Source organism: Sutterella sp. KLE1602, from assembly GCF_001578585.1.
In the GTDB taxonomy this organism is placed as follows: Bacteria; Pseudomonadota; Gammaproteobacteria; order Burkholderiales; family Burkholderiaceae_F; genus Sutterella; species Sutterella wadsworthensis_A.
The window spans coordinates 1-21,544 of the sequence record NZ_KQ968485.1 but is presented as its reverse complement, the minus strand read 5'-3'; the positions used below and the strand labels follow the sequence as shown (position 1 = coordinate 21,544).

21 protein-coding genes are annotated in these 21,544 nt (G+C 62.7%); 11 read left to right on the top strand and 10 right to left on the bottom strand.

Annotation, left to right across the window (positions count from 1 at the left end; genetic code table 11):
* Positions 1-84 precede the first annotated feature (84 nt).
* The 3 genes from folE2 to HMPREF3036_RS00510 all read left to right on the top strand — a co-directional run bounded on the left by folE2 (position 85) and on the right by HMPREF3036_RS00510 (position 3,329).
* Entirely contained in the window at positions 85-879 is a 795-nt protein-coding gene (gene folE2, locus HMPREF3036_RS00520) for a GTP cyclohydrolase FolE2 (protein ID WP_005434222.1), read from the top strand.
* 158 nt (positions 880-1,037) lie between these two features.
* A complete protein-coding gene (argS, locus tag HMPREF3036_RS00515; RefSeq protein WP_005434221.1) occupies positions 1,038-2,780 on the top strand; it encodes an arginine--tRNA ligase in 1,743 nt (580 codons plus the stop codon).
* A gap of 18 nt (positions 2,781-2,798) precedes the next feature.
* A complete protein-coding gene (locus HMPREF3036_RS00510; protein WP_005434220.1) occupies positions 2,799-3,329 on the top strand; it encodes an SPOR domain-containing protein in 531 nt (176 codons plus the stop codon).
* 75 nt (positions 3,330-3,404) lie between these two features.
* Here the strand turns inward: HMPREF3036_RS00510 and recQ are convergent, their stop codons facing one another.
* The gene (gene recQ, locus HMPREF3036_RS00505; protein WP_005434219.1) at positions 3,405-5,228 is read right to left on the bottom strand and encodes a DNA helicase RecQ; all 1,824 of its coding nucleotides are present in this window, start codon (positions 5,226-5,228) and stop codon (positions 3,405-3,407) included.
* Between the two features lie 94 nt (positions 5,229-5,322).
* Entirely contained in the window at positions 5,323-6,552 is a 1,230-nt protein-coding gene (sstT, locus tag HMPREF3036_RS00500) for a serine/threonine transporter SstT (RefSeq protein WP_005434218.1), read from the bottom strand.
* A 315-nt stretch (positions 6,553-6,867) separates the two neighbouring features.
* On the opposite strand from sstT, the gene HMPREF3036_RS00495 reads away from it, so the two are divergent.
* On the top strand, positions 6,868-8,070 hold the full coding sequence (locus HMPREF3036_RS00495) for a tetracycline resistance MFS efflux pump (RefSeq protein ID WP_005434217.1): 1,203 nt from the start codon (positions 6,868-6,870) through the stop codon (positions 8,068-8,070).
* 108 nt (positions 8,071-8,178) lie between these two features.
* On the opposite strand, the gene HMPREF3036_RS00490 is transcribed toward HMPREF3036_RS00495, so the two are convergent.
* From HMPREF3036_RS00490 to HMPREF3036_RS00475, 4 genes are read right to left on the bottom strand one after another with little or no spacing between them, the layout of a single operon-like run.
* On the bottom strand, positions 8,179-9,804 hold the full coding sequence (locus HMPREF3036_RS00490) for an NAD(P)-binding protein (protein WP_005434215.1): 1,626 nt from the start codon (positions 9,802-9,804) through the stop codon (positions 8,179-8,181).
* Between the two features lie 22 nt (positions 9,805-9,826).
* A complete protein-coding gene (locus HMPREF3036_RS00485) occupies positions 9,827-10,885 on the bottom strand; it encodes a thiamine pyrophosphate-dependent enzyme (RefSeq protein ID WP_062330774.1) in 1,059 nt (352 codons plus the stop codon).
* Positions 10,886-10,888: 3 nt separating this feature from the next.
* Complete coding sequence (locus HMPREF3036_RS00480; protein ID WP_062330770.1) at positions 10,889-12,154, bottom strand: transketolase C-terminal domain-containing protein; 1,266 nt, start codon at positions 12,152-12,154, stop codon at positions 10,889-10,891.
* Entirely contained in the window at positions 12,147-12,725 is a 579-nt protein-coding gene (locus tag HMPREF3036_RS00475) for a 2-oxoacid:acceptor oxidoreductase family protein (RefSeq protein WP_005434209.1), read from the bottom strand. The genes HMPREF3036_RS00480 and HMPREF3036_RS00475 overlap by 8 nt, the downstream gene beginning before the upstream one ends.
* A gap of 238 nt (positions 12,726-12,963) precedes the next feature.
* Between HMPREF3036_RS00475 and HMPREF3036_RS00470 the strand changes: the two genes are divergently transcribed.
* Together HMPREF3036_RS00470 and HMPREF3036_RS00465 are read left to right on the top strand one after the other, a co-directional pair.
* Positions 12,964-13,515, top strand: a complete 552-nt coding sequence (locus tag HMPREF3036_RS00470) for a DUF3455 domain-containing protein (protein WP_147645216.1) — start codon at positions 12,964-12,966, stop codon at positions 13,513-13,515.
* Positions 13,516-13,708: 193 nt separating this feature from the next.
* On the top strand, positions 13,709-14,119 hold the full coding sequence (locus HMPREF3036_RS00465; RefSeq protein WP_231289334.1) for a DUF1801 domain-containing protein: 411 nt from the start codon (positions 13,709-13,711) through the stop codon (positions 14,117-14,119).
* Positions 14,120-14,198: 79 nt separating this feature from the next.
* Here the strand turns inward: HMPREF3036_RS00465 and HMPREF3036_RS00460 are convergent, their stop codons facing one another.
* Together HMPREF3036_RS00460 and HMPREF3036_RS00455 are read right to left on the bottom strand one after the other, a co-directional pair.
* Positions 14,199-15,119, bottom strand: coding sequence for an alpha/beta fold hydrolase (locus HMPREF3036_RS00460; protein ID WP_038006350.1), 921 nt, complete (start codon positions 15,117-15,119; stop codon positions 14,199-14,201).
* Positions 15,116-16,345, bottom strand: coding sequence for a sigma 54-interacting transcriptional regulator (locus HMPREF3036_RS00455; RefSeq protein WP_005434201.1), 1,230 nt, complete (start codon positions 16,343-16,345; stop codon positions 15,116-15,118). Before HMPREF3036_RS00455 ends, HMPREF3036_RS00460 begins: the two co-directional genes overlap by 4 nt.
* Positions 16,346-16,499: 154 nt before the next feature.
* Here HMPREF3036_RS00455 and cydP point away from each other — a divergent pair, with 154 nt between their 5' ends.
* The 5 genes from cydP (at position 16,500) to HMPREF3036_RS00430 (ending at position 20,254) form a co-directional block, all read left to right on the top strand.
* Positions 16,500-16,703 (top strand): cytochrome oxidase putative small subunit CydP, encoded by a 204-nt coding sequence (gene cydP, locus HMPREF3036_RS00450; RefSeq protein ID WP_005434200.1) that lies wholly within the window; start codon positions 16,500-16,502, stop codon positions 16,701-16,703.
* 15 nt (positions 16,704-16,718) lie between these two features.
* Entirely contained in the window at positions 16,719-18,269 is a 1,551-nt protein-coding gene (locus HMPREF3036_RS00445; RefSeq protein ID WP_005434198.1) for a cytochrome ubiquinol oxidase subunit I, read from the top strand.
* Positions 18,270-18,283: 14 nt separating this feature from the next.
* Positions 18,284-19,423 (top strand): cytochrome d ubiquinol oxidase subunit II, encoded by a 1,140-nt coding sequence (gene cydB / locus HMPREF3036_RS00440; RefSeq protein WP_062330767.1) that lies wholly within the window; start codon positions 18,284-18,286, stop codon positions 19,421-19,423.
* Between the two features lie 142 nt (positions 19,424-19,565).
* Positions 19,566-19,856, top strand: a complete 291-nt coding sequence (locus HMPREF3036_RS00435; protein WP_005434195.1) for a cyd operon YbgE family protein — start codon at positions 19,566-19,568, stop codon at positions 19,854-19,856.
* 14 nt (positions 19,857-19,870) lie between these two features.
* Positions 19,871-20,254 (top strand): group II truncated hemoglobin, encoded by a 384-nt coding sequence (locus tag HMPREF3036_RS00430; RefSeq protein ID WP_062330764.1) that lies wholly within the window; start codon positions 19,871-19,873, stop codon positions 20,252-20,254.
* A gap of 256 nt (positions 20,255-20,510) precedes the next feature.
* Here the strand turns inward: HMPREF3036_RS00430 and HMPREF3036_RS00425 are convergent, their stop codons facing one another.
* The gene (locus HMPREF3036_RS00425) at positions 20,511-21,074 is read right to left on the bottom strand and encodes a YaeQ family protein (protein ID WP_062330761.1); all 564 of its coding nucleotides are present in this window, start codon (positions 21,072-21,074) and stop codon (positions 20,511-20,513) included.
* Between the two features lie 36 nt (positions 21,075-21,110).
* The gene (locus HMPREF3036_RS00420; protein WP_062330758.1) at positions 21,111-21,515 is read right to left on the bottom strand and encodes a DUF4870 family protein; all 405 of its coding nucleotides are present in this window, start codon (positions 21,513-21,515) and stop codon (positions 21,111-21,113) included.
* Positions 21,516-21,544 lie beyond the last annotated feature (29 nt).

Below are 21,544 nucleotides of genomic sequence, written 5' to 3'. Positions count from 1 at the left end.
GTGCAGCTTGCCGGTCAAGCAATGCTCAGTTTTCATTCCCAGAACAGCTTCCAAGCAGTTGTCCTGAGCCACCAAAGAAGATTTATGGACGCAGATAACAAAAACACTCTTCCGGACGTTCAGTCCGCGCGCGACGGCCGCAACATCGCCATCGACCGCGTCGGCGTTCGCGGCATCACCGTTCCCATTACGGTGGAGACCAAGGAAGACACCCTTGCCACCGTCGCCACCGTCGAAATGACCGTGTCGCTTCCTGCAGACAAAAAGGGCACGCACATGTCCCGCTTTGTCGCGCTCATGGAAGAGCATTCCGAACCGCTCAACGTGGACGTCGTCCGCTCTCTCATGGCCGACATGCTCAAGCGTCTTGACGCCGTTGACGGCACGATCGAGCTTCGCTTCCCGTTCTTCATCCGCAAGTGCGCCCCCGTCAGCAAGCTCACCAGCCTCATGAACTACGAGGCCGCCTGGATTGCCGACAGCCGCGGCGGCGTCATCACCGTCCGTCAGGAAACTGCCACTCCCGTGACGAGCCTCTGCCCCTGCTCCAAGGAAATCTCCCGCTACGGCGCTCACAACCAGCGCTCCCGCCTGACGGCCTCCGTCGAGCTTTCCGCTCCGATGAGCCTCGAAGAGCAGATCGCCTATAGCGAGGAGGCCGCCTCCTGCCAGCTCTGGGCCCGCCTGAAGCGCTCCGACGAAAAGTACGTCACGGAATACGCCTACGATCATCCGAAGTTCGTCGAAGACATCGTTCGCGACATGGCCGCCGCTCTCAACAAGGAAGAGCGCGTCGTCGCCTACCGCGTCGAGGCTGAAAACTTCGAATCCATCCACAATCACTCCGCCTACGCCTACATCACGCACGACAAGCGCTGATGCCCGCCAGGCACTGATACGTTCACAGCGTCGGCCTGTTGTCTGAACGGACGGCAGGCCGTTACGTTTTCCCGATCCCTTTCAGATGTGTCCTCACTCCCGAAAAGGTACACTGTGACGATCAGGAAAACGAACCCATCACTCACACGACACTCATCATGCTCGCTCAGCAAAAAGAGGCTCTGACCTCCCTCATTTCCGCCGCGCTCGAAACGCTCGGCGTCACCGGCGTCACCGTCATTCTCGAACGCCCGAAGATGCCCGAACACGGCGACGTCGCCTGTACGGTCGCCATGCAGCTCGCTCGCGCCCTCAAGAAGAACCCGCGCGAGATCGCCACGCAGATCGTCGAGGCCCTCAAGGCCAACCCCGAAAGCGAAGCTCTCATCAAGTCGGTCGAAATCGCCGGCCCCGGCTTCATCAACCTCCGCATTCAGGACAACGCCCGCCAGGAAATCATCCGTCAGGTCCTCAAGGCCGGCACGTCCTTCGGCTGCGGCGACGCCCACAAGAACCAGTCCGTTCTTCTTGAGTTCGTGTCCGCCAACCCGACCGGCCCGCTTCATCTCGGCCACGCCCGTCAGGGCGCCCTCGGAGACGTGCTTGCCAATCTTCTCGCCACTCAGGGCTGGAAAGTCACCCGCGAGTTCTACTACAACGACGCCGGCGTTCAGATCGGCAATCTCGCCGAATCCATCCGCCTGCGCGCCCGCGAGCTCAAGGGTGAAGCCGTCGAACTTCCTGAAAACGCCTATCACGGCGAATACGTGATCGCCATCGCCCGCGACTACCTTGACTGCAAGCCCGTGCATGCGCATGACGGCACGGTCATCGAATCCAAGGGCGACCTTTCCGACACCGACTGCATCCGTCGCTACGGCGTCGCCTATCTGCGCAACGAGCAGGACGACGACCTTGATGCGCTCGGCGTACACTTCGACAACTTCTACCTCGAGTCCTCGCTCTACGCCTCCGGCCGCGTGCAGGCCGCCGTGCAGTCCATGATCGACTCCGGCCGCACCGAAGAACGCGACGGCGCCCTCTGGCTCAAGACCACCGAATGCGAAGACCTCGGCATTCACGACGACAAGAACCGCGTGATGCGCAAGGTCGACGGCACCTTTACCTACTTTGTGCCCGACGTCGCCTACCACCTTGCCAAGTTCGAGCGCGGCTTCACCAAGGCCGTCAACATTCAGGGCTCCGACCATCACGGCACGATTGCCCGCGTCCGCTGCGGCCTTCAGTGCTGCGCGCTCGCCCGTCAGATGAGCATCCCGAAGGAATTCCCCGAATACATCCTTCACAAGATGCTCTCCGTCGTGAAGGACGGCGAACCCGTCAAGATGAGCAAGCGCTCCGGCAACTACGTCACGCTGCGCGACCTCGTCGACATGGCCGGCCAGGACGCCGCCCGCTTCTTCCTCGTTGCCCGCAAGGCCGATGCCGAATTCGTCTTCGACATCAACCTCGCCCAGCAGAAGAGCGACGAAAACCCCGTCTACTATCTGCAGTACGCCCACGCCCGCATCTGCTCCGTGTTTGCGAACGCCAAGGAAAAGGGCTACGAAGTTCCGTCCGCCGACGAACTCATCAAGGCCGATCTCTCTAGCCTCGTGAGCGAGCAGGCCATGGACCTGATGGCCAAGATCGCCGAATATCCGTCGCTTCTCACGCTGGCCGCCAAGGACCATGCGCCGCACATGCTCTGCTACTACCTGAAGGAGCTCGCCGCGGCCTTCCACACGTTCTACAACGCCGAACGCGTCGTGATCGAGAACGATGTCGAGCGCAACGCCCGCCTCGCTCTCCTTGCCGCCACCCGCCAGGTGCTCGGCAACGGTCTCGCGCTTCTCGGCATCAGCGCGCCTGAATACATGGCCCGCCGCGAAGATGCTTAATCAAGAGGACTATCCACAGTGGCCCGTACCAATCTTGCTTCCGGCTTTGCCGGCTTTCTGATCGGCGTCGTCACCGGCTGCGCAATCTGCGCAGCCGCGGCGGTGTTCATCACCAACAGCCCGATCCCCTTCGTCGAGAAGGTTCAGAAGGTGACCGCTGACGTCGACCCCGCCCAGAAGCTCGCGGGCGGCATCGATCCGAACCGCGCCCTCAATGAGCAGCAGGAAAAGAGCGCCGAACAGGACGATTCGTCCGGCGTCAAGACCGTGACCGTCGCTCCGCCGGTCCAGTCCCAGCCTCAGTCTCAGACGCCCGCCGCCGGAGCTGGCGGCAGCTACTGGCTGCAGGCCGGTGCTTTCAAGGAAGAGAAGAGCGCCCATGACCTTACGGGCTCCCTCGCCCTCACCGCAGGCATCAGCAATGTGCAGGTGGTGAAGGCGGGCAGCGTCTGGCGCGTCCGCATCGGCCCCTTCGACAACAAGCTGGAGGCGTCTGAAGTCCAGAGCCAACTCGACAATCAGGGCATTCAGACCACGGTGGTCCGCTGAGTCCTCTAGAGTCCAAGCAAAAAGAGCAGTCCTCATGGGCTGCTCTTTTTTTGTTTCATGCGGATCCCCGTCGGCTCAGCTTTCCGCCGCCACGATGTCGAGCACGGCGTCGCCGTAGTTGACGAGCTTCTTCTCGCCAACACCTGAGATGCGTCTCAGGGCCTCAGGGGACGTCGGGCGCTCGCGCACTATCTCCAGCAGGGTCGCATCCTTGAAGATGACGTAGGGAGGCTTGCCGAGGCTCTTCGCCTCATCACTCCTCCACTGGCGCAGCGCTTCGTAGAGGCTTCTGTCACGCTTGGAGAACTCCTGCAGCAGGGCCTCCGTCTGCGAATGCTCGCGGCGCTTCCTGCGCGTTTCCGCCACACGCTTTCTCACGCTGATCTTCATGTTGCCCCGCAGCAGGTCGCGGGCAGCCTCTCCAAGGCTCAGCGCATTGCGCGCCGTCGGATCCACCCAGACGACATGGCGTGCGACAAGCTGGCGAAGCAGAATCCGCCACTCGGCCGCCGACAGGTCCTGTCCGATGCTCCAGGTCGAGAGCTTGTCGTGGGAAAAGCGAGCCACGCGGTCCGTCATGTTGCCCATCAGCACGTCGATGACGTGCTGAGCGCCGAAGCAGACGCCGCTCGCCTCGCGAATGCGGTAGATGCAGGAGATGAACTTTTTGGCGGGCACCGTCATGTCGAGGAGGTCGGGCGGCTCGAGGCAGTTGTCGCAGTGACCGCAGGGCTCGGACTTTTCGCCGAAGTAGGCCAGAAGCCTCTGCCTTCGACAGTCGGGCGCCTCGGCCAGACCGAGCATGGCATCGAGCTTCTGCGTACAGAGCTGCTTGTGCATCTCGTCCGCATCACTCGCATCGATGAAGAAGCGCTGGTTGACGACGTCGTTGAGGCCGTAGGCCATCCAGGCGTCGGCGGGCTCGCCGTCGCGTCCCGCGCGCCCCGTTTCCTGAAAGTAGCCTTCGATCGACTTGGGCATGTCCACGTGCGCCACGAAGCGCACGTTCGGCTTGTCGATGCCCATGCCGAAGGCGATGGTCGCCACCATCACGATGCCGTCCTCACGCAGGAACCTTGCCTGATTGCGAGCCCTCTCCTCTGCGGGAAGGCCCGCATGATAGGGCAGCGCCTCGATACCGCAGCCCGAGAGGTACTGCGCAATCTCCTCGGTCGTGCGGCGGGCCAGGCAGTAGACGATGCCGCTGTCACCCGAATGCTCGTACTTGATGAAGTTGAGGAGCTGCTCCTTGATGTTGCGCTTGTCGACGATGCGGTAGAAGATGTTCGGCCTGTCAAAGCTCGCCACGAACTCCCTGGCGTCGTTGAGAAGCTTTCCGACGATCTCCGCCCTCGTCTTCTCGTCGGCCGTGGCCGTGAGCGCAATGCGGGGAACCTGAGGATAGCGGGTCCTCAGCAGCTCCAGCTCTCCGTACTCGGGACGGAAGTCATGTCCCCAGACGCTCACGCAGTGCGCCTCGTCAATGGCGAAGAGCGAGACGTTGACCCTGTCGAGCAACGAGAGCATAGAACTCATCATCAGGCGCTCGGGCGCCACGTAGAGCAGATCCAGCCTGCCCGACAGAAGCTCGTCCTTCACTCTGGAGGCCTCCTCGGGCGTGAGAGACGAGTTGAGATAGGCCGCCTTCACGCCGACTTCGTCCAGCGCATCGACCTGATCCTGCATGAGGGCGATCAGGGGGGAGACCACGACGGCCACGCCGTCGCGCAGCAGCGCGGGAATCTGATAACAGAGGCTCTTGCCACCGCCTGTCGGCATCAGCACCAGAGCGTCCCTGCCCGACACGACGGTTTCAACCACCTCCTCCTGAAAGCCCCTGAAGGACTCGTAGCCGAAAACCTGATTTAGCACCTCGATCGGGGTATTGAAACGTCGCATATCGTCGGATGAAGTCAAAAAAATTGCCGAAGTCAAACTTCGGCAATTTTAAATCAGCAGGGCGGCGCAAGTCCGTCCCTGCATTTCGGAAGGATTACTCCCCGCGTTCCAGACGCTCGGCGCGCTGGCAGGCGGCGATCGTGAAGAGCGCGTCGCTCGAGGAGTTCAGGGCCGTTTCGCAGGAGTCCTGGAGCACGCCGATGATGAAGCCAACGGCGACCACCTGCATGGCGGTGTTCTGATCGATGCCGAAGAGACCGCAGGCAAGCGGGATGAGCATCAGGGAGCCGCCCGGCACGCCGGAGGCGCCGCAGGCGCAGATCGAGGCCACGAAGGAGAGGAACACGGCCGTGCCGAGGTCAACGGGAATGTTGAGCGAATAGGCGGCGGAAAGCGTCAGCACGGTGATCGTGATGGCGGCGCCGGCCATGTTGATCGTGGCACCCACGGGAATCGAAATGGAGTAAGTGGATTCAGGCAGGCCGAGGCGACGGCAGATTTCCAGATTGACCGGAATGTTCGCGGCGGACGAGCGGGTGAAGAAGGCGGCCACGCCGGATTCGCGGAGCGTCATCAGCGTCACGGGGAACGGATTCTTGTGGGTGCAGAACCAGACGAGGAACGGATTGATGACAAGAGCCACGAAGAACATGGAGCCGAGAAGCACCACGAGAAGCTGGATGTAGCCGATGAAGACTTCGGCGCCGGTCGTGGCGAAGGTGTTCGCAACGAGGCCGAAGATGCCGACGGGGGCGAAGCGGATCACGAGGCGGACCACGAACTCGACGCCCTTGGCGGCGTCATTGAGCACTTCGCGCGTGGCGACGGTGCCATGGCGCAGCACGACGCCCATGGCGATGGCCCAGGCGAGAATGCCGATGTAGTTGCCGGACGAGATGGCGTGGACGGGATTGTCAACGACGTTGAGAATCACGTTGCCGAGCACCTCGCCGATGCCGCCGGGGGTGGTGGCCACAGCGTCGGTCGCCGTCAGGATGAGCTTCGTGGGGAACATGAAGCTCGCCACGACCGCAACGATGGCGGCGGAGAAGGTGCCTATCAGATAGAGGACGATGATCGGCTTGATGTGGAGGTTTTCGCCGGACAGGTTCTGGTTCGCAATCGAACTCATCACGAGCACGAACACCAGAATCGGGGCGACGGCCTTAAGAGCCGTCACAAAGACGGTGCCGAGGAAGCCGCAGCTGACGGCTGCGGCGGGAGCCGCATAGGCAAGCGCAATGCCAAGTACCAGACCGACCAAAATCTGCTTGACAAGCGATGCCTGCAGGAACGGCATCGCAAAATTGAAGACTCGCTTCATTGTTGTACTCCAGGTGACATTCTTCTTTCGTACGGCCTTTTTCTGCCTTCGGCGACCAAGCCTCGGCGGCATTCGTACGCATTTGTTTACATTACCAAAAACTTCACCTCCAACACCCTCTTCTTCCAAGCTTCACAGCCACCAAAATGTCAATCAGATTTACAACTGTTGATTCGCATCAAAGCGACTGGGTGGGTTCCGCCTAGGCTCAGCCCGGCCTCTCCGGCCTGCGGCAGCCCTTCGGCCCCTTCCGCGCCGCCCTGCGACTCGCGGTAATATTGGATCTTCGTCAGCTTCTTTCCGCGCCCCTGTCCCATGATGAGAAAGCCTGCAATTGGGTTTGTTCTTGCCTGCGTCTTCCTCGACGCACTGGGCATCGGGCTCATTGTTCCTGTTCTTCCGAGGCTCATCGGATCGCTCGCTGACACGCGCGACCTGCAGACCAGCTGGTACGGCGCAATCATGGTGAGCTACGGCCTGATGCAGTTCTTCTTCGCGCCCATCCTCGGCGCCCTTTCTGACCGCATCGGACGGCGTCCCGTGCTGCTTACGGGCATTCTCGGCCTTTCGATCATGATGATCGTGCCCGCCGTCAGCCAGTCCCTGCCCTTCATCCTGCTCTCGAGACTTGTCGGCGGCATGATGAGTTCCAACATCGTGGTGGCGCAGGCCTACATCGCCGACGTGACGCCCTCTCACCAGCGCATCGCCTCCTTCGGCAAGATCGGCGCAATCTTCGGGATTGCCTTCGTGCTCGGCCCCGCCGTGGGCGGCGTGCTCGGCCAGACCGATCCCAAAATTCCGTTCTTCGTCGCAAGCGCCATCTGCGCCCTCAACTTCCTCTACGGCTTCTTCATCCTTCCCGAGAGCCTCAGGGTCAGGTCGACGGCTCCGCTCTCCCTCGGACGCCTCAACCCGTTCTCCGCCATCTGGAGCCTGGCAGGCAACCTCAGTCTTCGCCCGCTGCTCGTCGTCATCACACTCTTCACGCTTGCACAGAGCCTGATGCAGTGCACCTGGGCGCTCTACACGGAATACCGCTACGCCTGGACGCCGCTCATGATCGGCATGTCGATCTTTGCGCTCGGCCTCTCGATCAGCCTCACGCAGGGCTTCATCCTGCCGCGTCTCGTCCAGAAGCTCGCGCCGGGACACATCATCGTGACGGGCCTCCTCATCGGCCTTTCCTCCATGCTCGTCATCGCGCTTTCGCCGTCGGGCGCGGTGAGTCTCGCCATGGTCTGCCTCTTCGCCGTCATGGGCATCGTGGGGCCGACCATTCAGGGCCTCATCAGCAGGCGCTGCGAAGCAAGCACACAGGGCGTCAACATGGGAGCGGTCAGCTCGCTCAACAGCTTCACGGGCGCCATCTCGCCGCTCATCGGCACTCCTCTGCTCATGATCACGGCGGACCACCACATGCATCCCGTCCTTGCAGGCGCGCCCTACCTTGCCACCGTTCTACTCATCGCCTGCGCGCTCGCTCTGACATTGAAGACGAACGTCGGCGGCGATTGAAGGTCAACGGCCCCTACAGCCCATAACGAAAGAAGCACCGTTGGAAAACGGTGCTTCCTTCATTTTTTACGGCCCGTCCGGTCTCTTGACCGGACGGCATCAGGTGCATCAGATGGACTCGGGCACCATGTCGATCGCGCCGCAGGGACACTCGTTGGCGCAGATGCCGCAGCCCTTGCAGTACTCGTAGTTGATGCGGAACTTCTTGCCGGGACCGAGCTTGATGATGGCATTGTCAGGACAGACGCCGTAGCAGTTGTCGCACTCGAAGCAGTTGCCGCAGGACATGCAGCGGCGGGCCTCGAAGAGCGCAGTCTGCTCGGTGAGCCCCTGGACCACCTCGTCGAACGTCGTCTGACGGCGAACGAGGTCAAGCTGGGGACGCACGGACTTGGGCGCATCCGCGTAGTACCACGTGTTGAGACGGCCGAAGGTCGCGGGCTGGCGTTCTTCGGCGGCAGGCATCGGACGACCGGCAAGCCAGGCATCGATCGAGCGGGCGGCTCGCTTGCCATGGCCGATCGCCACGGTCACGTTGCGCTCGCCCGGCACCATGTCGCCGCCGGCGAAGATGCCGGGACAGCCCGTCATCATCGAACCGTCGACCACGACGCTGCCGTTCTCCATCTGAAGGTCGTCGATGCCTTCGAGGAACTTCAGGTTCGTCTCCTGACCGAGGGCGAGCACGACGCTGTCGGCGCTCACCGTCTCGAACTCACCCGTCGGGACGGGACGGCCGCTCTCGTCAAGCTTCATCTTCTCGATGCGGATCTCGCCTTCGTCGGCATGCGCAATGGTGGAGAGCCACTTCATGTGCACGCCTTCCTCGATGGCCTCCTCGATCTCGAACTGATGGGCGGGAGCGCGCTCGCGGGTGCGGCGGTAAACGACCAGCGGCTCGGCGCCAAGGCGCTTTGCGGTGCGGGCCACGTCGATGGCGGTGTTGCCGCCGCCGTAGACCACCACGCGGCGGCCCAGAAGCGGCTGCTCCTCGCCTTCCATGGAGCGGAGCACCGTAACGGCGTCAAGCACGTGCGCGGCGTCGCCGGCGGGAATGTAGGCTCGGCGGGCAAGGCTTGCGCCAACGCCGAGGAACACGGCGTCAAAGCCGCCTTCCTTCATTTCGGCGGCCAGATCGGTCACCTCGCGGGAGAGCTCGAACTTCACGCCAAGCTCGGCGATGCGCGCGATCTCCTTGTCAAGAACCTCACGGGGCAGACGGTACTTCGGAATGCCGTAGCGCATCATGCCGCCTGCGGCCTTGGCGCCGTCGCGCACGCAGACCTCATGACCCATGCGGGCGAGATGGTAGGCGGCGGAAAGGCCTGCAGGACCTGCGCCCACGACAAGAACGCGCTTGCCGCTCTTCGTCTCGGGCTTCTTGAACGACCAACCGTTTTCAAGCGCATGGTCGCCGAGAAAGCGTTCGACGGCGTTGATGCCGACGGACTCGTCGAGCTCGCCGCGATTGCAGGCGGACTCGCACGTGTGGTAGCACACGCGGCCCATGCAGGCGGGGAAGGGATTGTCCTCGACGATCTTCTCCCAGGCGTGACGGTAGTCGCCGCTTTCAGCATGGTAGAGCCATGCCTGGCACTGCTCGCCGGCGGGACACTTGGCATTGCACGGAGGGAGGCGGTTCACATAGACCGGGCGCAGCGTGCGCCAGCTTCCGGTGCGGTTGGCCAGCGACGTGCCGACATCGAGCGTAATGGCAAAGGGTTTGCTGCTCACAGATATCTCCTAATCTTCTCTATCAAAAGTGATGAGCACGCTCATCACCCTGAACCGCCGTCGGATGCGTTTCGACCTCTTCCTCGTCGATCAGGCCGTAGTCCTTGATATTGCGGTCCGCCATGGCCTGAATGCGGGCGATGACGGTGAGGTCCGCGTTCTTGCCGAACAGGTGGGCGAAGCGCTTCTGCGGCTTCAGATACTGCTCGACGGGAATCTTGCGGCGGATCTTGCTCACGCCGGTGACTTCACCGTATTCAGCCTCGAAAACGGGGAAGATGCCGGTCTGCTGAGCCATGCGGGCCATCTGAACCGTCAGGCCGGAACCGTGTCCCCAGCCGAGCGGGCAAGGCACGAGAATGTGGATGTAGCGGGCACCGCGCACGCTCATGGCCTTCGTCACCTTGCGCTCAAGATCGCGAAGATCGGCCACGGTCGCCGTCGCGACGTAGGGAATGCCGTGCGCCATTGCGATGAGCGGCACGTCCTTGCCCTGGCCCCAGGCGTTGCCGGGTTCGTCGCCCGCGACCTGGGTCGTCGCCGTGCGGGCGGCGGGAGGCGTGGCGGACGAGCGCTGCACGCCCGTGTTCATGTAGGCCTCGTTGTCGTAGCAGATGTAGAGCACGTCATCGTTGCGTTCGAACATGCCGGAGAGGCAGCCGAACCCGATGTCGGTCGTGCCGCCGTCGCCGCCCATGGCGATCACGCGGGTTTCAGCGCCGCCCGACTTCTTCGCCTTCACCTTGAAGGCGGCGGCCATGCCGGTCGCCACCGCCGCAGTGTTGCCGAAGAGGGAGTGGAACCAGGGCAGCTGCCAGCTCGTTTCAGGATAGGGCGTCGAGAAGACTTCAAGGCAGCCCGTGGCGTTGGCCGCGGCCAAACGGCCGTTCACGGCGCGCATCGCCGCATCAACCGCGTAGCGGGCGCCGAGCGCCTCGCCGCAGCCCTGACAGGCGCGGTGACCGGACGTGAGCGCATTGGTGCGCTCCATGGAGGCCTGCCCCGCACGCTCTTCAGGCGTGACAAGACGGTTGCCTACGGTGAAGGTTCCCGTTTGATAGAAATGTACGACCTCGCTCATTCTTTAAATCTCCTCGCCCTGAAGAATCTTTCTTTCATTCACTTCACGGTTCAACGATTCGGCCACGGGGCCGGTGTGGCGCTGTTCGGCCTCGCGGGCCAGCTGATGCTCGACAAGCGTCCTGTCAAGGTCGAGAAACACCGTTTCGTCGGGGAGCGTACCGTTGCAGGCGGACTCGAACACCGCGCGCAGGCTCGCCTTCGTGACCGCGCGGCCGCCAAGGCCGGCAATGACGCTGCGAAGCTCCACGGGCTCCCTGCGGACGGCCTTGAGCACGTCGAGATAGAGCGCGCCGCCGCTGCCTGCGCTCACCATGCGTTCGAGCACGACGAGCGTCTTGACGGACTTGACGGCCTCGCGAAGGGCTTCGTCGGGGAACGGACGATAGCTCTTGAGGCAGAGCACGCCGATCCTGACGCCCGCCTCGCGCATTTCGTCCACCGTGTCCTTGATCGTGCCGAGGATGGAGCCCATGGCAAGCACGCAGACCTCCGCATCCTCCATGCGATAGGTGTCGAGCAGACCGCCCGACTTGCGGCCGAAGCGCTCTGCGAAGTCCGCAGACGCCTTTTCAATGGCAGGCAGCGCATCGAGCATGCGCTTGTGGGCAAGCCAGCGGACTTCCGTGAAGGCCTCGGGGCCGACCATGGCGCCGATCGAGTACGGATGATCGGGATCGAGCACCTGACGCGGCTCATAGGGCGGCAGGAACGCGTCGACGTCCTCCTGGGAGGGAATGTCCATGCGCTCGAAGGCGTGGGTGAGCACGAAGCCGTCCATGCAGACCATGACGGGCAGCGAGAGCTCCTCCGCGATGCGGAAGGCCTGGATGTGCAGGTCGACGGCCTCCTGATTGGTCTCCGCAAAGAGCTGGATCCAGCCGCTGTCGCGCTGGCTCATGGAGTCCGAATGGTCGTTCCAGATGTTGATCGGTGCGCCGATCGCACGGTTGGCGACCGTCATGACGATCGGGAGTCCGAGACCGGACGCGTTGTAGACCGCCTCGACCATGAAGAGCAGGCCCTGGGAGGCGGTGGCCGTATAGGCGCGGGCGCCGGCAACCGATGCGCCGATGGCAACGGACATGGCCGCGAACTCGCTCTCGACGTTGATGTACTCGCAATCCTTGAGGACGCCCTTGCGGCAGAGCGCGCCAAGGGCCTCGACGATGTGGGTCTGCGGCGAGATCGGGTACGCGCAGACGACTTCGGGGCGGCAGAGCGCCACGGCCTGGGCAACGCCCTGGCTGCCTTCCAACTGCTTAAGCATGAACACCTCCGAGCATCGACTTGACCGAATCAAAGGCCAGCTTCGCGACTTCGGCGTTGGCCTGGGCGACACGGCCCGAGAACTTTTCGTTGTAGGCGGCGATGACGCTTTCGAGCTTCATGCTGCCCGTCATGGCGGCCATGCCCGCGAGCATTGCGGCGCCGGGCAGGGGGCGGCCGATCTTTTCAAGAGCATAGGCCGTGGCCGGCACGCAGAGGAAGTGCCCCTCAGGCAGACGCTTCTTCAGATCCTCAAGTCCGAGAGCCTCGGGCGTCTCGCTCGAATTGATGAGTACATAGCCGTCCTCGCGCAGGCCCTTGAACACGTCGACGCTCTCGAGCAGCGTCTTGTCCTGCACGAGCACGACGTCCGGCTCAAGCACGGGCTCCCTCAGGCGGATCTCGGAAGATGCGAGACGGGCGAAGGCCACAACCGGCGCGCCCGTGCGTTCGGAGCCGAAGCTCGGGAAGGCCTGTGCATGATGGCCCTCCATGAAGCCGGCGAGCGCCAGCATCTCCGCAGCCGTAACAACACCTTGTCCGCCGCGGCCGTGAATGCGAATTTGGAACACTGCAGTCCCCCCGTAAAAATGATGGCCGCACCGCTATCTCCTGGGCGGAGCTGCGACCGTTCTGATCCTGTGTCCGAAGCCTCTTTTGAGTCATCGGCAAAACCCGTTAACTCTACCAAGGTTGACACTCATGTATCCGATTATTATGTTTGATTGTATTAGCCCGCGGCCGTGGACGCCTGTCCTATTCACGCTAATCCTCGGCCGACCCGCCCGCAATCTCCGCATTTCGACCGCCATGCCCCTCCGTTCGCCACGTCCTCTTGTCGCTTTTTCCGCAATCGCCTGTGCCGTAGTGCTTGCGGGTTGTTCGTCGCTCCTGCCCCAGGGCACGCCGGGCGTCTCCGGTCAGGACGGCAGGAGCGTCTCCCACTGGCGCGACGCCATCAGCTCCGCCAGCAGGATCTCCACCCGCACGGCCAGGGGCCGCATGCACTTCGTCTGCTCCTACGACGCCAAGGGCTTCTACTGGCGCTTCTCGCATCCCTCGGGAGGGCTCTACCGCGGCAACACCAAGGTGGGCACGCTCAATTCCGACTGGAGCATCACCGCCTCCGACGGCACCACCCTGAAGATGTCCGTCCTCACGAACGGACCGAGGCGAAGCGCCGAGGATCTGACCGACGCCGTCTTCAAGGCCTCGGCCCCGAAGAAGGGAACCTTCGCGGGCGTGCGCTATGTGGAGCGCACCAATACCCGAGGCGGAATGCCGCTCACCAAGTGCTCCGCATCACAGCAGGGACAGCGTCTTTCGCGCCCCTTTGAGGCCGACTACACGTTCTGGCGTTGATGCCTGTTGAAGGCGGAATCACATTCCTGCTCCGATTTTCGGCCAAGATAGGCCAAATTTTGATAAAATTGTAGGTCTTTACTACAAAATTTCATCGGAGAAGCTATTCATGGTTCCTGCCGCTACGACGGTCGGAGGCTATCTGCAAAGCCTTCCCAACGACCGGCGCGTTGCTATGGCGCGAGTCTGCAGCATGATTCGCCGCTCTGCCCGAGGCGTTCGTGAAAGCATGCGCTTCGGACTCGCCTTTTATGAACTCGACGGGCCGCTCTTTGCCGTCGAATCCCATGAAAAGTCGCTTGTCCTCTATCTGGCCGAGCGAGACGTCGTCAAGGATTTCAAAGACAAGATCAAGAACATCGACATCGAGCACTGCCGCGTTGAATTTCCCGATCTTAACTGCCTTTCGCTCGACGTCGTCGAAAAGCTTGTCCGCGCCTCCCTTGTCTGCAGGCGCGCCCGCAAGGCCAGCGCCGAAGAGCCGCCGTCCCAAGCTGATCTCGTCGCCCTCTGGGGCCTGACCGAAAAGGACGTCGAGGCCGCCCCGCCGATCGTGCGCATCACGATCAACCGCGAAGACGAGGAAGCGCCCGCCGCCAAATAAGATGCCGCGCGTCGAACATCAAAAAAGCCTGCAGCTCAAATGCCGCAGGCTTTTTCTTTTTCCCTTCACAGGCTCCCGCTCAGCCGCGGAACTCCCTTCCGATCCATTCCTCGATGATGCGGCTCACCTCCTCGGGACATTCCGTCAGAGGCCAGTGGAAACAGTTGACGACGGCCCAGGAACCGTCGCGAAGACTCCTGACCCATTCCTGCATGCGGCCCGCATCCGTGAAGGTTCCCGACGACGCGCCGATCACCAGCACGGGGAACCCGACGCCGGAGAGATCAGGCGTTTCGCGGCCCACTTCGAGAATGTCGCGCATGTAGCAGGCGGTGTGAATGTGGCCGAGGTCCTTGAGCGGGGACGAGTATTCGTCGATGAAGGCCTGCAGGGCGTCGCCGCCTCGGGCCAACATCTCCCGCGCCTTGCGGTCGTGCGCCCTGAGGCTGTAGTGGGGCATGCGGCGGCGGATGCCGAGCGCATTGAGCATGCGGGCGAGGAACTCCACGGTGACGAGAAGCGGATACTTCCTGCGATGCGCGAGGGCGGAGGGCGTAAGGGCGGACGTCACCAGAGGATCCATCAGCACCATGCCCTGGATTCGGTCCGGGTACAGCACGGCGGCACGCATGGCGATCTGTGCGCCCAGGCTGTGCCCGACAAGCACGGCCTTCTCAATGCCGGCGTCGTCCAGCACCCGCATCAGGTCGGCCGCATGAATCTCAAGCGTCGCCTTTTCGCGGGACTCGCTCGCACCGTGTCCCCTCAGGTCAAGGCGAATGATCCGCCAGCCTTCGCGCAGCGGCGTCTGCTCCGTAAACTCCTCCCAGCGGCTCGCATTGGAGCCCACGCCGTGAATGAGCACGATCGTGCCCGCACACGGGCCGCTCCTGCATGAGGCCACGGCATAGCTGAGGGCTCCGTCTGCGAGCGCAACCTCTCTGTGCTCCTCTCCTTCGACCAGATCAAACAGCAGTTCTTCGGGGCATCCCACTTTCATTTCTCCTGACGGCTACGTTCGATCCAGCGATAGACGGTGCGCTCGCTCACGCCGAGATGCGCGGCAAGGTCGGCTCTGGATCCCTTCCAGCCTCTAATTAAAGCACGCAGGCGCGCCTCCTCGGAGGCGTCCCGCCCCTCGGCAGGAACAGGCTCGTCGTCGAAGAGGGTCTCGACGCCGACGATTTCCCCGCGGCTGAAGATGGCCGCGCGCTCGAGCACGGCCTGCAGTTCGCGCACGTGACCCCGCCACGTGCGGCGGGAAAGCGCCTCGCAGACGCCCGGAGCAAGCCTGAGCTCGAGTCCCTTCGCCTTCAGGCTCTGAAGCGTGAGGCGCACGATCTCGGGCAGGTCCTCCGCACGCTCCTCCAGTCCGGGCACCCGGATCGGGCAGACGCAAAGCCTGTAGTAGAGCTCCTCCCTCAGGACGTCCGCCTCCAGCAGTTCGGCCAGCGACTTTCTCGTTCCGCAGACGAGGCGGATGTCGGCTCGCTCGCAGCTCGCGCCCTCCGTGTCAACCCAGCTGCCCGTCTCGAGCATCCTGAGCACGGCGCCCTGCATGTCGGCCGAGAGCTCCTCGATGCCCTTCAGATACAGCGTGCCGCCGGAAAGACCGAAGGGGGCGGTGAGCTGGAGCTCCCTGCTGAGCTTTGCGGGCGTCAGCCCCCTGCAGTCGACGCAGAGAAAGGAGTGTGCTGCGCGGCGGGAGTTTTCATGAAGCAGGCGGGCGAACTCCCGCTTGCCGCTCCCCGAAGGCCCGATGAAGAGCACGGGCACGTCGAGCGCGGTGACGAGCGAGATCTTCTCGAGGACGGCCTTCGTGGCTGGCGACTCGGCCACGACACCCCTGAGATTCAGGGGCTCCTGGGTGCCGTTTCGGTCCGCAATCGACTCCATGAAGAGCACCGCTCTTCCGTCCGCCCCCTTGAGCGGCGTGCTGCAGAGCTCGAGATAGCGCACGCCCGTCGGCCCGAGCTCCCTGCGCAGCACCGTCTCGGACGCCCCCGTGACGGCCGCGCTCTCAAGCGGACAGCGCTCGCCGCATTCGGCGCAGCACGACGACTTGTGGAAGAGAAGCTCATAGCAGCTCCTTCCTGCAAAATCCTGCCGCCCGTAGCGCCTCACGAAGGCGCGGTTGGCATACGCCACCGTATGGTCCGCCCTCACGAGAAGCCTCGGATCGTCAAACGCGTCGAGGACGGTCTTCAACTCAGAACTGACTGACATATCTGCCACTCCGCATGTCAAACTGACTGCCATACTGACACACTCATGTCGTTTTAGTCAATTTGCAAGTTTTGTTAGAAAGTTCCTGCGGTTTTTTCGGCTCGGACGGCCTTAGCATGAACCTGTTGATGTGCATCCGTCGTATTTCCCAGCAATGAAAACCAACAACGTCTCCCCTGGCAAGTCGAAGCTCGGCCGCGAAATCGCAGTCGTGATCGCGTGCAAGCTTCTCTTCATCTTCGGCCTCTGGTACTTCTTCTTCAGTCCCGAGCATCGTCCCGAAGTGAATGCCGACGTTGTCGGAAACGTCGTGCTGGGCGCTGCGGACGCACCTGCCAAAGCCAATCCAACCAAATAACATCTGGAGTCCTCAATGATCCCATCTGATCTTGTTGACCTGTCCCGCCTTCAGTTTGCGGTGACCGCGATGTACCACTTCATCTTCGTGCCCCTGACGCTCGGACTTTCGTTCATGCTCGTGGCCATGGAAGTGACGTACGTCCTTACCGGCAAGGAAATCTACAAAGACATGACCCGCTTCTGGGGCAAGCTCTTCGGGATTAACTTCGCCCTCGGCGTTGCCACCGGCATCACCATGGAGTTCCAGTTCGGCACGAACTGGGCCTACTACTCCCACTACGTGGGCGACATCTTCGGCGCCCCGCTCGCCATCGAAGGCCTGATGGCCTTCTTCCTTGAGTCCACCTTCATCGGCCTCTTCTTCTTCGGCTGGGACCGCCTCTCCAAGGGCAAGCATCTTGCCGCTACGATCCTCATGGCCGTGGGCTCCAACCTCTCCGCCCTCTGGATTCTCGTTGCCAACGCCTGGATGATGAATCCCGTCGGCGCTGAGTTCAACTTCCAGACGATGCGAATGGAAATGGTCGACTTCTGGGCCGTTCTCACGAACGAATGGGCTCAGGCCAAGTTCGTCCACACCGTCGCCGGCGGCTACATGACGGGCGCCATCTTCGTGATGGCCATCTCCGCCTACTACATGCTCCGCCGTCAGGACCTGCAGTTCGCCCGCTCCTCCTTCCGCCTCGCCGCCGTCTTCGGCATGATCGCCACCCTGATGACCATCCAGATGGGCGACGAATCCGGCTACCTCGTCACGAAGGACCAGCCGACCAAGATCGCCGCCATGGAAGCCATCTGGGAAACGCATGAGGCTCCGGCTCCGCTGACGCTCTTCGCCATCCCCGACGAAGCCGCCCAGACGAATCACGCCCAGATCGACGTGCCCTGGCTCTTCGGCCTGATGGGCACCCGCTCCCTCTCCACCGAGATTCCGGGCATCAAGGAGCTCACGGCCCAGGCCGAGCAGCGCATCGTCAACGGCCAGAAGGCCATCGGCGTACTTGAACAGCTCCGCAAGGATCCCGCCAACGAACAGCTCCGCGAACAGTTCCTCGCCGTGCGCGACGACCTCGGCTTCGGTCTTCTCCTGAAGCGCTACACGAACGACGTCAACGCCGCCACGCCCGAAATGATCAAGCAGGCTGCCGCCGACACGATTCCGTCCGTGACCCCGATGTTCTGGTCCTTCCGCATCATGGTCGGCTCCGGTCTGGCCATGGCCCTCGTCTTCGTCCTCGGCCTCTTCTATTCCTTCAGGAATGAAATCGCCGAGAAGGCCTGGTACCTGCGCCTCGCCGTGCTGGCCCTGCCGCTTCCCTGGATCGCCAGCGAAGCCGGCTGGTTCGTCGCCGAATACGGCCGCCAGCCCTGGACCATCTACAACGTCCTTCCGACGCATCTCTCCGTCTCCGCTCTCACCGCGGGTGACGTCGCCGGTTCGCTTCTGGGCTTCGGCGTCCTCTACACCGCCCTGCTGGTCGTGGAGATGTGGCTGATGATCCGCATCAGCAGGCGCGGCCCGAGCGCTCTCGGCACCGGCCGCTACCACTTTGAACGCAACTAAGCCGAGGCTCTGACATGATCGACTATGAAATCCTCAAAGTAATCTGGTGGCTTTTCATCGGCGTGCTGCTCGTCGGCTTCGCCGTCATGGACGGCCACGACATGGGCGTCGGCTCGCTCCTGCCGTTCCTCGGCAAGGACGACAACGAGCGCCGCGTGATGATCAACTCCGTCGCTCCGCACTGGGACGGCAACCAGGTCTGGCTCATCACCGGCGGCGGCGCCATGTTCGCCGCTTGGCCGATGATGTACGCTACGGCGTTCTCCGGCTTCTACTGGGCGATGCTCGTCCTGCTGATGGCCCTCATCTTCCGTCCCGTCGCCTTCGACTTCCGCTCCAAGGTGGCCGCCACGAAGTGGCGCACGACGTGGGACTGGCTCCTGTTCCTCGGCTCCGCCATCCCGCCGGTGATCTGCGGCGTCGCCTTCGGCAACCTGCTGCAGGGCGTTCCGTTCCACATCGACGAAACGATGCGTCCGATCTACACGGGCTCGTTCTTCGGCCTGCTGAATCCGTTCGGCCTGCTCTGCGGCGTGCTCTCGCTCGTCATGATCGTGGCCCACGGCGGCAACTACCTGACGCTTCGCACTGAAGGTGCCCTGCAGGCCCGCGCCCGCAGCGTCGCCTTCATCGCCGGCATCGTCTCCGCCGTGCTCTTCGTGATCGGCGGCCTCTGGGTCTGGGCAGGCATCGACGGCTACGTCGCCGTCGCCGGTCTTGACCCCGCCGGCCCGGCCAACCCGCTCGCCAAGACCGTCGAGGTCCAGGCCGGCGCCTGGTTCGCCAACTTCGCCTCCGTGCCCGTGCTCTGGCTCGTGCCCGCTCTCGGCGTGATCGGTGCGCTCGGCGGCGCCGTCATGGTCCGTGCGAACAAGCCCGGCTTCGCCTTCGTGCTCTCGGCCGCCTCGCTGCTCGGCATCATCCTGACGCCGCTGCTCGCGATGTTCCCGTTCGTCATGCCGTCCTCGACGATGCCCAACGCCGGCCTCACCCTCTGGGACTGCACGAGCTCGCAGCTGACGCTTGAAATCATGCTGTTCGTCACGCTGATCTTCCTCCCGCTGGTGCTCCTGTACACCGGCTGGGCCTACAAGGTCATGAGCGGCAAGCTCAACAGCGAATACATCGAGAAGAACTCGCACTCGCTCTACTGATCGAGCGCAACATCCGACAACCGGGGCCGGCCCAGCCGGTCCCGACTGAAAGAGGAAACAACCATGGCTTACTTTTACTGGGTGATGGGTCTGGCCTTTGCCATCCTTCTCGCTTCCGTCGTTGAAGTCGTCCTGTCCAAGAATGAGCACTGACGAACTCAAGAAGACGCCCGGCGCCAACGGATTCATCCGCACGCTGTCCATCCTCGCGGCTGCCGCCGTCGTGGCTCTGGTCGTGATCTATCCGCGCGCCGTCGCCACGGACGGCGCGTCGGTGCCGCACGGCTGGTTCGTCCTCATGATGATGGGCATGAGCATCTGCTGGATCTGCGGCTTCGGCTTCACGCCGGAGAACCGCTGGCTGCGCAGGCTGCTCTCTCTGCCCGTCGGCTGGACCATGCTGCTGATCGGCGCCTGGCAGGTTTTTTCATAAGGGGAAAGGACGTCATGTCGAATCTCAATTCTCTCTACGCACGCCTGGGCGGCGAGGAGGGTGTCATTCGGCTGGTCAAGGCCTACATCGAGGCTCTGAAGACGCTTCCCGGGGCCCAGAGGCTTCGCAGCCTCTACCCGGAGGACCTCTCCAAGTACGAGCTGCGCATGACCGAATTCCTCAGCACCTGGCTCGGCGGTCCCGCGCTCTATCAGGAGCGCCACGGCATGCCCATGCTGAGGGAGAGCCATCGAAGCTTCGCCATTGACGGCGAGGCGCGCGATGAATGGATGCTCTGCATGCGAATGGCCCTTCGCGAGACGGTCTCCGACGAGGAGCTCCGCCTCTATCTCGAGGGCGCCTTCTGGCGCATGGCGGACAGCCTCCGCACCAAATGAGAGAAGCCGCCCTTCAGGCGGCTTCTTCTTTTTCATGAAAAAGATGAGAGCAAAGCACGCAGAAAACCCTGCGGCCCGAAGTCGCATCTTGAAAGATTCGCAGGAACCAAGCTCTCATCACCACATCGAGATCTGCGTCGCACCCGTATCTCTTCATGAGCTGATCTGATTGTCTGGCGATGCACCTGCTCCTTGCTTTTCATCATAGAGGGTGATGAACGGTTTGTCATCATGTCCATTTTTTGCGCGATGCGGATCAGAAGTCCGAGTACCGCTCGTGCTCGGTCTGCAGGACCGTCACCTCGATCTGAAGTGAATCACGATCGTCGCTGATCCAGAGGATGCCGTCCTGGATCGTGACCGCAAGCTTCATGTTGCGCGACGCCATCGAGGCAAGCGCCGTCACCTGATCGTCGGGCACGCTCACGATCGTGAGCTTGCCGATCTTGGCGAAGTCTCCCTTGTTTCCCTCCCACCAGGGTTCGACGCGATCCTCGCCGTAGGCGACGATCTGCACGTGTTCGCTGCGGCCCGCAGCCTTTCTCACCTGCTTGACGTCGGGACATCCCACCTCGATCCACTGGACGATCGCACCCGTGTCGTCAATCTCCCAGAGCGCGGGTTCGCCTTCCGTTGAAAGTCCGCGGCCGAACTCCAGACGTTCGCCCGCCAGCCTGCAGAACGCCAGCACGCGGAGCATCAGGCGCTCCTCCGTTTCAGAAGGATGACGTGCGATCGTGAGCACGTAGTTGCCGTAGCTGTCGCGGTCCAGGTCCGAGACGTCGATCGTCGCCTTGTAGACGGTTGCTCCCAAAGCCATTTCGTTTTGTTCCTTTGCGTCCTTCCCGTGCCGCCCTCAAAGCGGCAGCGCCTCGTGACGTCCGAGCCTGAGCCAGCCGTAGCCGATGCGGTACGCAATCCAGACGCCGAGGACGAGAAAGCCGATGATCAAGATGAAGAATCCGATCCCGAAGAAAAGCAGGACCCAGCCGAAGAGCCCCGTCACGACGAGCCAGAGCGCCGCCAGCCAGAAGGTGCGGATCTGCCATGCAAAATGGCTTTCAAGGTACGTCCCCTCCGCGTCACCGCGGAAGATGTAGTTCAGGATCACTGCCAGAATGGAAGGCCACGAAAAGATGAAGGCGCCTGCAATGGAGGCGCCCGTCATCAGTCCGAGCAGGATCGAGACGGTGTGCAGACCATAAACGACGTGCGCGACGATGCGCGTGCCGTCGGACGGTTCGTATACCCGAGGTTCCATAGAATTGCCGCGAGGGAACATCCGACTTC

What these genes read in the sequence shown, in the direction of transcription:
- cydP (WP_005434200.1), top strand. Translation starts at nt 16,500, where the DNA reads ATGAAAACCAACAACGTCTCCCCTGGCAAGTCGAAGCTCGGCCGCGAA.
- HMPREF3036_RS00435 (WP_005434195.1), top strand. Translation starts at nt 19,566, where the DNA reads ATGAGCACTGACGAACTCAAGAAGACGCCCGGCGCCAACGGATTCATC.
- recQ (WP_005434219.1), bottom strand. Translation starts at nt 5,228, where the DNA reads ATGCGACGTTTCAATACCCCGATCGAGGTGCTAAATCAGGTTTTCGGC.
- HMPREF3036_RS00445 (WP_005434198.1), top strand. Translation starts at nt 16,719, where the DNA reads ATGATCCCATCTGATCTTGTTGACCTGTCCCGCCTTCAGTTTGCGGTG.
- HMPREF3036_RS00465 (WP_231289334.1), top strand. Translation starts at nt 13,709, where the DNA reads ATGATTCGCCGCTCTGCCCGAGGCGTTCGTGAAAGCATGCGCTTCGGA.
- HMPREF3036_RS00420 (WP_062330758.1), bottom strand. Translation starts at nt 21,515, where the DNA reads ATGGAACCTCGGGTATACGAACCGTCCGACGGCACGCGCATCGTCGCG.
- argS (WP_005434221.1), top strand. Translation starts at nt 1,038, where the DNA reads ATGCTCGCTCAGCAAAAAGAGGCTCTGACCTCCCTCATTTCCGCCGCG.
- HMPREF3036_RS00425 (WP_062330761.1), bottom strand. Translation starts at nt 21,074, where the DNA reads ATGGCTTTGGGAGCAACCGTCTACAAGGCGACGATCGACGTCTCGGAC.
- cydB (WP_062330767.1), top strand. Translation starts at nt 18,284, where the DNA reads ATGATCGACTATGAAATCCTCAAAGTAATCTGGTGGCTTTTCATCGGC.
- HMPREF3036_RS00430 (WP_062330764.1), top strand. Translation starts at nt 19,871, where the DNA reads ATGTCGAATCTCAATTCTCTCTACGCACGCCTGGGCGGCGAGGAGGGT.
- HMPREF3036_RS00480 (WP_062330770.1), bottom strand. Translation starts at nt 12,154, where the DNA reads ATGCTTAAGCAGTTGGAAGGCAGCCAGGGCGTTGCCCAGGCCGTGGCG.
- HMPREF3036_RS00460 (WP_038006350.1), bottom strand. Translation starts at nt 15,119, where the DNA reads ATGAAAGTGGGATGCCCCGAAGAACTGCTGTTTGATCTGGTCGAAGGA.
- folE2 (WP_005434222.1), top strand. Translation starts at nt 85, where the DNA reads ATGGACGCAGATAACAAAAACACTCTTCCGGACGTTCAGTCCGCGCGC.
- HMPREF3036_RS00470 (WP_147645216.1), top strand. Translation starts at nt 12,964, where the DNA reads ATGCCCCTCCGTTCGCCACGTCCTCTTGTCGCTTTTTCCGCAATCGCC.
- sstT (WP_005434218.1), bottom strand. Translation starts at nt 6,552, where the DNA reads ATGAAGCGAGTCTTCAATTTTGCGATGCCGTTCCTGCAGGCATCGCTT.
- HMPREF3036_RS00455 (WP_005434201.1), bottom strand. Translation starts at nt 16,345, where the DNA reads ATGTCAGTCAGTTCTGAGTTGAAGACCGTCCTCGACGCGTTTGACGAT.
- HMPREF3036_RS00495 (WP_005434217.1), top strand. Translation starts at nt 6,868, where the DNA reads ATGATGAGAAAGCCTGCAATTGGGTTTGTTCTTGCCTGCGTCTTCCTC.
- HMPREF3036_RS00485 (WP_062330774.1), bottom strand. Translation starts at nt 10,885, where the DNA reads ATGAGCGAGGTCGTACATTTCTATCAAACGGGAACCTTCACCGTAGGC.